This window comes from Rhodoferax sp. P2_H8_2, from assembly GCF_056403235.1.
The window spans coordinates 270,116-283,036 of record NZ_JBFUFW010000004.1 but is presented as its reverse complement, the minus strand read 5'-3'; the positions used below and the strand labels follow the sequence as shown (position 1 = coordinate 283,036).

The 12,921-nt window shown below is 59.3% G+C and carries 13 protein-coding genes; all 13 read right to left on the bottom strand.

Going from position 1 to position 12,921, the window contains the following annotated elements; translation table 11 throughout:
* Positions 1 to 12 precede the first annotated feature (12 nt).
* The 13 genes from AC1DV6_RS09785 to pilW all read right to left on the bottom strand — a co-directional run bounded on the left by AC1DV6_RS09785 (position 13) and on the right by pilW (position 12,903).
* Entirely contained in the window at positions 13 to 1,161 is a 1,149-nt protein-coding gene (locus tag AC1DV6_RS09785; protein ID WP_477977267.1) for an ATP phosphoribosyltransferase regulatory subunit, read from the bottom strand.
* A 74-nt stretch (positions 1,162 to 1,235) separates the two neighbouring features.
* Entirely contained in the window at positions 1,236 to 1,430 is a 195-nt protein-coding gene (locus AC1DV6_RS09780; RefSeq protein ID WP_477977266.1) for a DUF2065 domain-containing protein, read from the bottom strand.
* Entirely contained in the window at positions 1,431 to 2,333 is a 903-nt protein-coding gene (gene hflC, locus AC1DV6_RS09775; RefSeq protein ID WP_477977265.1) for a protease modulator HflC, read from the bottom strand.
* A 9-nt stretch (positions 2,334 to 2,342) separates the two neighbouring features.
* Positions 2,343 to 3,698, bottom strand: a complete 1,356-nt coding sequence (hflK, locus tag AC1DV6_RS09770; RefSeq protein ID WP_477977264.1) for an FtsH protease activity modulator HflK — start codon at positions 3,696 to 3,698, stop codon at positions 2,343 to 2,345.
* A 25-nt stretch (positions 3,699 to 3,723) separates the two neighbouring features.
* The gene (hflX, locus tag AC1DV6_RS09765) at positions 3,724 to 4,884 is read right to left on the bottom strand and encodes a GTPase HflX (protein WP_477977263.1); all 1,161 of its coding nucleotides are present in this window, start codon (positions 4,882 to 4,884) and stop codon (positions 3,724 to 3,726) included.
* A 69-nt stretch (positions 4,885 to 4,953) separates the two neighbouring features.
* Positions 4,954 to 5,199, bottom strand: coding sequence for an RNA chaperone Hfq (hfq, locus tag AC1DV6_RS09760; RefSeq protein ID WP_477977262.1), 246 nt, complete (start codon positions 5,197 to 5,199; stop codon positions 4,954 to 4,956).
* Positions 5,200 to 5,278: 79 nt separating this feature from the next.
* Positions 5,279 to 6,622: a ribosome biogenesis GTPase Der gene (der, locus tag AC1DV6_RS09755; RefSeq protein WP_477977261.1), complete on the bottom strand. Its 1,344-nt coding sequence runs from the start codon at positions 6,620 to 6,622 to the stop codon at positions 5,279 to 5,281.
* A gap of 16 nt (positions 6,623 to 6,638) precedes the next feature.
* Complete coding sequence (gene bamB / locus AC1DV6_RS09750) at positions 6,639 to 7,775, bottom strand: outer membrane protein assembly factor BamB (RefSeq protein ID WP_477977260.1); 1,137 nt, start codon at positions 7,773 to 7,775, stop codon at positions 6,639 to 6,641.
* Positions 7,772 to 8,434 carry a YfgM family protein gene (locus tag AC1DV6_RS09745; protein ID WP_477977259.1) on the bottom strand — a complete coding sequence of 221 codons (663 nt, stop codon included), beginning with the start codon at positions 8,432 to 8,434 and terminating at the stop codon, positions 7,772 to 7,774. The genes bamB and AC1DV6_RS09745 overlap by 4 nt, the downstream gene beginning before the upstream one ends.
* Positions 8,435 to 8,446: 12 nt before the next feature.
* A complete protein-coding gene (gene hisS / locus AC1DV6_RS09740; RefSeq protein ID WP_477977258.1) occupies positions 8,447 to 9,757 on the bottom strand; it encodes a histidine--tRNA ligase in 1,311 nt (436 codons plus the stop codon).
* A 17-nt stretch (positions 9,758 to 9,774) separates the two neighbouring features.
* On the bottom strand, positions 9,775 to 11,046 hold the full coding sequence (ispG, locus tag AC1DV6_RS09735; protein ID WP_477977257.1) for a flavodoxin-dependent (E)-4-hydroxy-3-methylbut-2-enyl-diphosphate synthase: 1,272 nt from the start codon (positions 11,044 to 11,046) through the stop codon (positions 9,775 to 9,777).
* The gene (locus AC1DV6_RS09730; RefSeq protein ID WP_477977256.1) at positions 11,046 to 12,083 is read right to left on the bottom strand and encodes a helix-turn-helix domain-containing protein; all 1,038 of its coding nucleotides are present in this window, start codon (positions 12,081 to 12,083) and stop codon (positions 11,046 to 11,048) included. Before AC1DV6_RS09730 ends, ispG begins: the two co-directional genes overlap by 1 nt.
* Positions 12,076 to 12,903 (bottom strand): type IV pilus biogenesis/stability protein PilW, encoded by an 828-nt coding sequence (pilW, locus tag AC1DV6_RS09725; RefSeq protein WP_477977255.1) that lies wholly within the window; start codon positions 12,901 to 12,903, stop codon positions 12,076 to 12,078. Before pilW ends, AC1DV6_RS09730 begins: the two co-directional genes overlap by 8 nt.
* Positions 12,904 to 12,921: the final 18 nt, after the last annotated feature.

Genomic DNA, 12,921 nt, shown 5'->3' with positions numbered 1-12,921 from the left:
TGCATTGCCTGATTAAACATTCTTCACGACCCATTGACCCGCGGCAGTTACCAGCTCGCGGTCACATAGAAATTCATCGACTTCACTCTCATGCCCAGGCAGCACGCAGACCACGGTCTCACCCGCTTTGCGCAGCGAAGCCACGGCTTCGCGCAGGGCAGCATCTTCACCCCACGGCGCACGGATGGCGGCACGCAGCGGCGGCTTCTGCGCCACTTCAACCAGTGCCTTGATATCCAGACTGAAGCCTACCGCGGGACGGTTGCGGCCAAATACGGCACCGACCGCGTCATAGCGGCCACCACGGGCCAACGCGTCGCAGGCGCCAGGCGCATACATCGAGAACATGGCTCCGCTGTAATAGGCATAGCCACGCAAGTCGGCAAGATCAAACGACACTTGCGCGCCTTCCACATGGCCAGCCAGCCATTGCAGGTGCGCCAATGCTTCCTGAATGCCGGGCAATGCGGGCAATACCTTGGCAGCCTCTTTGAGCACGGAGGCGTCGCCGTACAGATGTGTCAAATCGACCAAAGCTTTGGCAATGGCCGCGGGGGCAGATTGGGTATGTGCGCGGATTTCGCTGATGTCTTTGGCAGCCAGCGCTGCGTGCAGCAGAGCAGACGTCGCATTGTCCAGACCCGCTTGCGCCACCAGCGAATGGACGATGCGGGCGTCTGCCAGGTCGACCCGAATACCATCCACACGGGCGGCGCGCATCGCGTCCAGTGCCAGTGTCAATACTTCGAGATCGGCTTCCAGGCCTTTATGGCCGTAGATTTCAGCGCCAAACTGCAAGGGCTCGCGGGTGGCGTGCGGGCCGCCCGGGCGGGTGTGCAGCACCGGGCCGCAGTAGCAAAGACGGGTCACGCCTGCACGGTTCAGCAAATGGGCGTCAATACGGGCCACCTGTGGCGTGCTGTCGGCACGCAGGCCCATCATGCGGCCCGAGAGCTGATCTACCAGTTTGAAGGTTTGCAGATCGAGCGCTTCGCCGGTGCCTGACAGCAGCGACTCCAGATGCTCCAAAAGCGGCGGCATGACGAGTTCGTAGCCATAGCAGCGTGCCATGTCCAGGAGGTCTCGACGTATTTCTTCGATGTGGCGCGCCTCGGAAGGCAGCACATCGGCAATGTGATCCGGGAGGACCCAAGCAGACATGAAATTGGAGCAGCTATTAAAACTGCGATTTTACCGGGCTAAAGGTCTGTTTTTGCCCGGCTTGTGGGTCCGTTTTAGGGCGCGAGGCTCCAGATCAGCAGCATGCCCGCCACCAGACTCAGCAATGCGAAGAAGCGGATCTGTCCATCCGACAGTTGCAGCAACTGTGTGAACATGCGGCGCCAGCCCGTGGGCGACAAAAAAGGAAACAGTCCTTCAAAAATCAGCACCAGGGCAAACGCCAGCCAGAAAACGTCGTTGTCAAACACTTATTTCTTGCCGTTGCCAACGGCGGAACCGCCATTGCGGAAGACCTTGAAGAACTCAGAAGACGCAGGGTCCAGCACCATCACGTCGCTCTTGTTCGCAAAGCTGGCCTTGTAGGCGTCCAGGCTGCGGTAAAACTGCGCGAATTGTGGGTCTTTGCCAAACGCGTCTCCATAGATGCGGGCGGCTTCGGCATCGCCTTCGCCCTTGATCTTCTGCGCGTCGCGGTAGGCATTGGCAATTGTCACTTCGCGCTGGCGGTCTGCATCGGCGCGAATCTTTTCGCCTTCAGCCGCACCGGTAGAGCGCAGCTCATTGGCTACGCGCTTGCGCTCGGCTTCCATACGGCGGTAGACCGATTCGGTAATCGCTTCCACATAGTCAACGCGGGTGATGCGCACATCCACCACATCCACACCCCAAGGCTTGGCACCGCGCACCTTCTCCAGCACTTCAGCCTTCACGTCGGTCATCAGCGCTTCGCGCTTCAAGGACAACAATTCCTTGACCGTGCGCTTGTTGATTTCTTCCTGGAACGCATTGCGCACCACGCGGTTCAACTGCTGCGCGCCAGCCGTCTCGTTCAAACCGACATTGCGGATGTATTCGGACGGCTCGGTAATGCGCCAGCGCACGTACCAGTCAATCACCACGCGCTGCTTCTCCGCCGTCAGCATAGGCTCGGCATCGGTGCTGTCCAGCGTCAGCAGGCGCTTGTCGATGTAGGAGACATTCTGGAACGGCGGCGGCAGCTTGAAGTTCAAGCCCGGTTCGGTGATGACTTCCTTGATTTGTCCCAACGCGTAAACAACACCAAACTGGCGCTGGTCAACGACGAACAAGGTGGAACTGGCCAGTGCGAGCACCACCAGCAGCGAAGAAAAGATAAAACCCAAACGATTCATGAATAGCTCCTAGCGCACGTCGCGCTCACGCGTGCGGGACGCATCGCGGCTGCGGGCATCGCCCGTGATGTTGGCTGGGGGCAGCACCTGCACCGGCGGGCTTGAAGGCGCGCTGGTATCGGTGGACGCTTGCGACGCGTTCATCTGCAAAATCTTTTCCAGCGGCAAATACAGCAGGCTCGAGCCCTGGCGGGACTCCACAATGACCTTGGTCACATTGCCGTAAATTTGCTGCATGGTGTCCAGGTACATGCGGTCACGCGTGACCTGCGGGGCCTTCTGATATTCGGCATAGACCGAGCGGAAACGCTGTGCATCACCTTGCGCCTGTGCCACCACACGGGCTTTGTAGGCATCCGCTTCTTCCTTCAAACGGGAAGCAGAACCGACCGCACTGGGAATCACATTGTTTGCATACGCCTGCGCTTCGTTTTTGGATTGCTCTCGCTGCTGGCCAGCCTTCAGCACATCGTCAAACGCGGCTTGCACCTGCTCGGGCGGACGAACCCCACCTTGCTGCAAGTTGATCGCCACAACTTCGACGCCGACCTTGTAGCGGTCCAGGATCTGCTGCATCAGCGTGCGTACTTGGGGGGCAATCTGGTCACGCTCTTCCGACAAGGCAGCGTCCATCTTCATCTTGCCGATGACTTCGCGCACGGCGGTTTCCGCGGCTTGCACCACGGCATCGGTCGGATTCTTACTTTCGAACAGGAAGGCGCGTGCATCGCTCAGGCGGTATTGCACTGCGAACTTGATGTCCAGAATGTTTTCATCCTGTGTCAGCATGGCCGACTCTTTCAGGCCTGTGGCCTTCAGAACCGTATCGCGGCCCACATCGACCGAACGGATTTGCGTCACAAACACCAGTTCGTGGCGCTGAATCGGGTACGGCAAGCGCCAGTTGAAACCGGCGTTGACGGTGGACTTGTATTTGCCGAATTGGGTGATCACCGCCTGCTGGCCTTCCTGCACGATGAAAAAGCCGGTACCGAGCCAAATCAACACGACCACGCCCAGAATCAGGCCAATGCCCACACCGGCACTCTTCATGTCGGGCTGGAACCCGCCACCAGAGCCGCCACGAGGCGGCTGGGGTGATTTTCCAAACAAGCCGCCGAGTTTGCGGTTGAAGTCGCGCCACAGTTCGTCCAGATCAGGCGGGCCTGAATTGGGACCGCCCTTGCGTCCGTTGTCGTTGGGTTGCTTGGGCGGTGGCGCGCCCTCGCCTTCCGGCGGCTGCTCTGGTTGGGAGGATTCCGCAGGTTTGTCACCGCGGCCCCAACGAGAGTCGTTGAGATTGAACATTTTGCGAAGCTTTACGCTCCAGCCGGACCAGTCCAAGGCATTCATAGTTAGTTTCATCTCAATATTTCAACGCATCAACTCGTCAATCGGATATGGGGTCGATTGTGCCCAATTCAAAGTCGCCCCCAGAAATGGCAGGGGTTTCAGTCATCGCAATCCGCGCCAACGCCTGGCGCAGCGCGGGAACACCAGTCAGATCGCGTGCACTGACAAAGATGCGCGGCGTAGGCACGCCATCCAGGTCATACAGATCTTCCGTCTGCAAAGGCTGGTGCTGCGCATCCAGATTGTCGATTTTGTTGAAGACCAACAACTGCGGAATGTCCTGGGCACCGATTTCGGCCAGCACCATTTGCACCTGGGCAATTTGCTCGGCGTATTCGGGGTTGGCAGCGTCCACCACATGCAGCAGCAAATCAGCATCGATCGCTTCCTGCAAAGTGGCCTGAAACGCATCGACCAGGCCGTGCGGCAGGTCGCGGATAAATCCCACGGTGTCGGACAGCGAGACCGAACGACCGGCTTCACCCAGGTACAACTGGCGGGTTGTCGTGTCCAGTGTCGCAAACAATTGATCTGCCGCATAGGCACGCGCTTTGACCAACGCATTGAACAGCGTGGATTTGCCCGCGTTGGTGTAGCCGATCAGCGAAATATTGAAAGCATCACGGCGCTCGCGCTGGCGGCGCTGTGTCTGGCGCTGTTTCTTGACTTTGCTCAGGCGCTCCTTGGTGCGCTTGATCGTCTCGCCAATCATCCGGCGATCCAGCTCAATCTGCTTCTCACCCGGGCCGCCGCGTACCCCGGCGCCACCGGTTTGTCGCTCCAAGTGGGACCAGCGGCGCACCAATCGAGTCTTCAAGTATTCCAGCCGGGCCAACTCCACCTGCAATTTACCTTCGTGGCTGCGCGCGCGCTGGGCGAAAATTTCCAGGATCAGATAGGTGCGGTCATTGACGGGCATCTCCAGATGCCGCTCCAGATTGCGCTGCTGCCCTGGGCTCAGGGATTGGTCAAACAGAATTTCCTGGGCACCGAGTTGGGCGGCCAGCATCTTGATTTCGTCGGCCTTGCCGGAACCAATGAACAACGCCGCATCAGGCGCCTTGCGTTTGCAGGTCACACGGCCGACAGGAGTCATGCCGGCGGTCTGCGCCAATAAGCCCAGCTCTTCCAGTTCTCCGTCGAAATGGGGTAGGCCCAAGTCCACCCCCACCAGAATGGTCGGGGCGACAACGGGCACGGGCTTGGCAGTCAATTCAACGCGATGGATGGAGACTTCCCTTGGGAAGTCCCAAGGCGAATGGGTTGATCAGGTCGCAGCAGGCTCTTCGCCAGCAACCGCAAAGTTGACGGCACGGCCTGGAACGATAGTGGAAATGGCATGCTTGTAGACCATTTGCGTCACGGTATTGCGCAGCAACACCACGTATTGGTCGAAAGACTCGATTTGGCCCTGCAATTTGATGCCGTTGACCAGGTAAATGGACACCGGGACATGTTCCCTGCGCAGCGCATTGAGGAACGGGTCTTGCAGTAACTGACCTTTGTTGTTCACGATATTCTCCGTGTTCAAGAATTGAGAGGACTTGACAATACCACACCGTGGCTTGCCCAGCCCTGACGGCGGGATATCTTCAACTGTCGTCTTTGTCAGCGTAAGGATTTGTCGACGACTTCATCTGGATGCGCAAAGGGGTGCCGACCAGATCAAACTCCTTGCGGAAACGTCCTTCCAGGAAGCGCTTGTAGGCCTCCGTGACGTGTTCCAGCGAGTTTCCGTGAATGATGATGATGGGTGGATTCATGCCGCCCTGGTGCGCATACCGCAGTTTGGGACGGTAGGCGCCGGTCTTTTTGGGAGTCTGGAACTGCACGGCCTCCAGCAGCAAACGTGTGAGCACGGGTGTCGGCATCTTGCAGTTGGCGGCACGGTGCGCTTGCGCAATCGAATCCCATACCGGGCCCAAGCCCTGGCGTTTTTGGGCAGAAATCAGGTGCAAAGCGGCAAATTTCAGGAACCCCAGACGGGTTTCCAACGAGCGCTTGACCAACTCGCGCTGGTATTCGTCCACTGCATCCCATTTGTTGACGGCCACAACCACCGCACGGCCGGACTCCAGAATGTAGCCCGCAATGTGGGCATCCTGGTCGGTCACGCCCTGGATCGCATCAATCAGCAGCAGCACGACGCTGGCCGATTCAATCGCCTGCAAGGTCTTGACCACCGAGAATTTTTCAATGGCCTCAAAGACCTTGCCCTTGCGTCGCAAACCGGCCGTATCAATGAGCTCGAACTTCTGGCCATTGCGCTCAAACGGCACGGAAATGGCATCGCGGGTGGTGCCTGGCATATCAAACGCCACCAGACGCTCTTCACCCAGCCAGGTATTGATCAGGGTGGACTTGCCCACATTGGGTCGGCCCGCCACTGCCAGACGAACGATCGAGGGGTCGAGCTCGGCGTTTTCATCATCCTCGTCGGGCAAATGCAGTGGCGCAAAGGCCGCATCAATCAGGTCCCGAATACCCTGCCCATGGGCAGCACTGACCGGCAGCACCTCACCCAGGCCCAACTCGTAGAAATCCGACAAATGCATGCCGTCCTTCATGCCTTCGGCTTTGTTGGCCACCAGCAGGCACGGCTTGCCCAGTTTGCGCAAATAGTTGGCGATGTCGTGGTCCTGTGCGGACAAACCGCCACGCGCGTCCACGACAAACACCACGACGTCTGCCTCAGCCACGGCCTGGCGCGTCTGCTTGGCCATCTCTTTGTAGATGCCACTGGTCGCATCCGGCTCAAAACCGCCGGTATCGATAACGATGTATTCCTGCTTGCCTTGTTTGCCGTTGCCATAGTGGCGGTCGCGCGTCAGGCCAGCGAAGTCCGCAACAATCGCATCGCGTGTTTTGGTCAACCGGTTGAACAATGTCGATTTACCGACATTGGGTCGGCCCACCAGGGCGATGACAGGTTTCATGAAGGAATGTCCAGACTCAATCGGGGCGGAAGGCGTATACGCCGCCACGGCGTGTTACCACCACCAGCGTCGAACCGGCTAGCACTGGCGCTGCCGCCAAAGCCGAACCGTCCGTACTGACGCGGTTCAACAAGCTGCCGTCTGCAGGGGAAACAAAGTGCACCAAGCCAGACTCATCGCCCACCACAATGGATTTGCCCAACCACAGAGGGGCAGATAAACCACGGTAGCGCAGGTTCTCCGAAGTCCAGAGCTTGTCGCCCTCATTGCGCTTCCATGCAACCACCTTGCCGTCGGCTTCTGTGCCTACAACCGTCGTCGCATCGCCGGAAACACCGACAGCACCATTGGAGGTCTTGGTCCAAACCGTGCGCCCGCGCAAGGTGTCAATGCATCCGACTGCGGACTGGAATGCGCGTACGCACAGGCTGTCGCCCTCACGGCTGACACCGGCGACGATGTCCACCAGGCGTTCCACCTCATTGGTGCCGCGACTATTGGCAATCGCTGCATCCCACCGGGTACTCCCATTTTGCGGGTTCATGCCCACCACGCGACCACTCTGTCCAACGACAAGGGTGTCACCCATGGCCATCAACACGCCAGCCTGACCCAATACCAGCGCATCGCCAGTTCGGGGTTGCTGCATCCAGAGTTTGCGGCCGCTCGCCGCATCAAAAGCGGTGACGGTGCGATCGGCTGACAACACGAATACACGCTCGCCTGCCACCAGTGGCGCGGTCAATGTCAGCGCTCCCATTTGCTGGCGCCAGATTACTTTGCCAGCATCCAGTGTGATGAGTTCGTTGTCAGAGTTGACGACCGCAGCGTAGCGACCGTCGGAGCCGACGCCGGCAGTTAACTTGGTTTTCAGATTGGCACGCCAGACATCACCACCGGTGCGCGCATCGATGGCAGCAACGGTGCCTTCCGTGCTGGCCAGATAGATGTTGTTACCCACAACACGCACGCCCAACGCGAAATCGACATCACCGACACGGGCATTCCATGCGGATCGAACCCCGACACGGGCCGGGTTGGCCCCCAATTCAGTGGGCTTCGGGCGATCCGTACCACATGCCGCCAGCGCAGCGGCCAATGCGAGCACAGCGCCCAAACGCACGGTCATATGCGACAGTCCTGCGCGCATCATGATGTGGCCTCTTGCTTGTCGGGGCTAACGCCCAGGGAATTCAGTTTGACTTCTACCAAGCGACGGTAATCGGTGCGTTCATCCAGGCCGCGATAGGCTTTCTGGTATTGGGCAATGGCGTCGCTGCGCTTACCTTGCGCGTTGAGAATGTCACCCTTGCGATCAGCCACCAGGGGTGCAAATTCAGCAGGGAAATCGCCGCTCACCATGGCCAGTGCCTCATCGAGTGCTTTAGCGTCCATCAACAACGAGGACAGACGCAAACGCGCCACCGCCTGATAGCCGGGATCGCTGGATTTTTCCGCTACCCAGGTCAGAACGGCCTTGGAGGTATCGGCCTTGCCGGCTTCAAATGCCATCTTGCCCACCAGCAAACCTGCCTGCTGGGCATAGGTGGTCGCTGCAAAACGCTCTTTCATGTCGGTGAATGCGCGCTCTGCCTTGGCCACATCGCCACCACGCACCACACGTTCCACTTCGTCATACATGGCGGCCGCCTGCGTCGCCTGGCTGCGCTGCCACCATTGGTAGCCATTCCAGGACGCCAAGGCGCCCAGCACCACAATCAGAGCCCAAGTGATCAGGTTTCCGTACTGGTTCCAGAAATGTTTGAGTTGGTCGAGCTGTTCCTGCTCTTCGAGATCGAGATGATTTGCCATAGAAATTTTTTGTTAAGCGTTCGATTGTAGGCTGTGGGCCCAAAGGGACGGCTGGTCCAGCCGCTGCTTTACTTGGGCACCCGTGCCATCGCGCAGGGATTTGACGGTGACCACGCCCTCTGCCAGCTCATCGGGGCCAAAGATCAGGGCATAGGCGGCGCCGCTGGCGTCGGCCTTCTTGAACTGCGATTTCATGCTGGACTGGCCAGGATGCAGAATGACAGACACTCCCGAGCCACGCAGCGCTTCGAGTGCCACCATCACTTGCGGCAGTCCGTCGGCCGATGGCACGATGGCATAAGCATGCGGTGTTGGCGCAGCGGGTGCGACGCCCACCTCTTCCAACAGCAATAGCATGCGTTCCATGCCCATGCCGAAACCCACGGCCGGCGTCGGCTTGCCGCCGAGCTGCTCGATCAGACCATCATAGCGACCACCGCCGCAAACAGTGCCCTGGGAACCGAGCTTGTCAGTAATCCACTCGAACACCGTCAGGTTGTAATAGTCCAGTCCACGCACGAGACGCGGGTTGATGGTGTACGCGATGCTGGCTGCGTCAAGAATGGCACGCACGCCGTTGAAATGCGCCAACGATGATTCGCCCAGGAAGTCCAGCAGCTTGGGAGCCGCATTGGCCATGTCCTGCAGTGCAGGGTTCTTGGTGTCGAGCACGCGCAGCGGATTGGTGTACAAGCGGCGCTGGCTGTCTTCGTCGAGCAGTGTTTTGTGTTGCTCGAGGTACGCGATCAGGGCCTCGCGGTGTGCCTGGCGCTCGGCTGCTTCGCCCAGACAATTGAGCTCCAGGCGGAAATGCTCGCCATCCTTCAGGCCCAACTCGCGCAGCAGGCGGCTACCCATCAGGATGACTTCGGCATCGACGTCGGGACCAGCAAAGCCCAGTGCCTCAACACCCATCTGGTGGAACTGGCGATAGCGTCCCTTTTGCGGTTTCTCGCGGCGAAACATGGGGCCGAAGTAATAGAGGCGCCGGCCGGAGTCGCGCAAAAAAGAGTGCTCCGTCATGGCACGCACCACACCCGCTGTCATCTCCGGGCGCAGCGCCAGGTGCTCGGCTTGGCCATGCTTGTCCGCGCGGTCCTCGAAGGCGTACATCTCTTTCTCGACGATATCGGTCACTTCGCCAATGCCGCGTACGAACAGGGCTGTGGGTTCGACGATGGGCGTGCGCACGTTCTGGTAGCCATAGCGTTGAAGCACGCTGCGCATTTGGGCTTCCAGCCATTCCCAGCGCGCCGATTCCGGCGGCAGGATGTCGTTCATGCCCTTGACCGCTTGTAGCGGCTGCATCTTCTTGTCACTCATTCTTGGGGTTTGCTCTATCAGACGGTTACGTCAGTCTTGGCGCCGAAGCGCTTTTCGATGTAATCCTCGACAACGCGCTGGAAGTCCTGCGCAATCGTGTCGCCGCGCAAAGTCATACGCTTTTCGCCATCCATGAACACCGGTGCCGCTGGGGCCTCACCGGTACCTGGCAGGCTGATGCCGATGTCAGCGTGTTTGCTCTCGCCGGGGCCGTTGACGATGCAGCCCATTACGGCCACTTTCATTTTTTCGACACCCGGGTATTTATCACGCCATATCGGCATTTGCGCGCGCAGAAAGTCATCAATCTGCTGGGTCAATTCCTGAAACGTGGTGCTGGTGGTGCGGCCACAGCCTGGGCAGGCCGTCACGCTGGGCACAAAGGTGCGCAAGCCCAGGGCCTGAATGATTTCGGACGCAATGACGACTTCCTGGGTACGGGATTCGCCCGGCGCAGGCGTCAGAGAAACGCGAATCGTGTCGCCAATGCCTTCCTGCAGCAGCACACCGAGGGCAGCGGCAGAGGCCACGGTTCCCTTGGTGCCCATACCGGCTTCGGTCAGCCCCAAGTGCAGCGGATAGTCGCAGCGCACGGCCAACTCCCGGTAGACCGCAATCAAATCCTGCACGCCACTGACTTTGCACGACAAAGCGATCTGGTGGGCTGGCAAGCCCATATCAACCGCGCGAGCAGCCGACTCCAGCGCCGACGTAATCAACGCCTCATACATCACCGGTTTGGCATCCCAGGGCTCTGCGCGACGGCTGTTTTCGTCCATCAATTGGGCCAGCAGTTCCTGGTCCAGACTACCCCAGTTGACGCCAATGCGAATCGCCTTGTTGTAGCGGATCGCCGCTTCGATCATCGCGCCGAATTGCCTATCGCGTTTGTCGCCCTTGCCCACGTTGCCGGGGTTGATGCGGTACTTGGACAGCGCCTGCGCACAGTCCGGATAGTCGGTCAGCAATGTGTGACCGTTGTAGTGGAAGTCGCCAATCAGCGGCACGTCTATGCCCATCCGATCCAGTTGCTGACGGATATAGGGAACAGCCTGCGCAGCCTCGGGCGTGTTGACCGTGATGCGCACCATCTCGGAGCCGGCCTGTGCCAGCTCCTTGACCTGAATTGCGGTACCAATCGCGTCTGCCGTGTCGGTATTGGTCATGGACTGCACCCGCACCGGAGCGCCACCGCCAACGGTAACGACACGCGAACCCCATACGACTTGGGACTGCAATGAACGGCGCAGCTGCGGCGCCGCCAAGGCAATAGGCGATCTCTCGTCCATCACTTCACCTCAAAGCGGGCTACGTTGTCTTTGGCGATACCTGCCAACGCAAAGGGCTTGCCGCGTACTTCCACCAAGGTGACATCGGCGCGGCCAATCACTACGTTGAGTGGTAATGCGCCCGATGCGGCATTGGTCTCACCTGCGGCCATGGTTTTGCGCAGTTGCACGACGCCTTTGGCATCAGTCACTTCCACCCATGAGGTACCACTGACTTTGAACATCACAACACCGTTTGCGGCTCCGGCCAGATTCACCGTTGGAGCAGAGGTATCCATCTTGGCGGGTTGAAACCTTGCCAGAGCGGGCCTGGATGCCATCTGTGCGGGTACAACGGCAGCCGCAACGGCGGGAACCACCACGGGCGCAACCGGTGCGGTCACCGACGGGGCTGGCTTGCCAATGGGCGCTGCCACTTGCGTTACGACAGGGATAGCGGTTACTGGCGCTGGGGCCGGCGCCGATGGCACTGCTTCCGCTATAGGAGCCGTAATCCTTGCTTCGACCGGTTCTGCGGCCATCGCTGTCTGCGCGGGCACGGCCAGTGTGTTGGCGGAAGCTGAAGGCACATCCGCGTCTTTCTCCAGCCGCTGCACTTCCGGAAAGGCAATCAACACGGCCGCGCCAGCCAGCAGAATGCCCACCACCCAAACGGCTGGCCGGGCAAGAAAGGCCGGCATCGAGAATTGGGACGAATGGCCGCTGACGTGGAAAGGCTCATTGATGCCCCGCTCCTCGGCATCAAGGCGTGGCACAACCGTCTGCGGCAAGCGTTGCAAAACCGGCGTAGGGTCTATCTTCAGCGCCCGGCACACACTGGAAGCCAATGCCCGCACGAACACGGCATCCGGCAGCAGATCCAGTCGATCGGCCTCCAGCGCTTCGAGTTTTTTGACGGGAACTTTCATCGAAACGGCCAACGCCGCCACGTGCAATCCGGCCGCTTCTCGGGCTTGTCGCAACAAGGCACCTGCGCTCAAAGGCAAAGGAGTCGCGACAGGTTGCGACTCCATGGACGGCAAAGAAGCCTCACTCATCAAATGCACTCCGCTCATACGCTGTCAATTCAGGAGACTGGGGGAAGCGCTTTTTCAACTGACCGCCCAATTGCGCCATGCTGTCACGATTACCCAACTGTCTTTCAATCTTGATACCCAGCCACAGGGACTCCGCATTGGCAAGTTCGCTGTTATTGATTCGGCGAACGTAAAACTGGGCTCGCACATAGTCTTTGCGCTGCAGCGCAAGGGTCGCCAGGTTGAACCCGGTAATGGGGTTGCCCGCATCCAATTCATAGGCACGCAACAGGCTGTTTTCAGCATCGGCGCGCAGCCCGCCCTTGATTTGGCACAGACCCAGTGCCATCAGCGTCTTGGCGCGTTCGCCGTACATGGGGTTCGCCAGCGCCAAATTGAACTGCTGGTAGGACTCGCTCAAGCGAGATTGCTGACACAATAGCCAGCCGTAGTTGTGTTGTACGGTGGCAGCCTTGGGATTCAGCGACAAGGCGCGCTTGAAGCTTTCTTCGGCCAGAGGTACATCGTTCAGACGCATATAAATCAGGCCACGCAGGTTGTGCGCTTCAAACAAAGTGGGATCCGCGGTGATCGACTGCTTCAATTCATCGAGGGCAACCGCTGTCTGTCCATTACTGAAATAACCGGACGCCAACTCCAAGCGAATACGAGCGCGTTTTCTGGCATCGGGCTCGTCCGAATCGGTCACCATGTCGCCTTTGATCCCATTGGTGGTGACGGTTGTCGTACAGCCCGTCATGCCGCCTACGGCCCACCCCAGCGAGGCTACCCACAATAGTCCCAGACAGGCCGATTTCACGTAGCGCATCCATGCAGTCATTGCAATATCCCTCTTGCT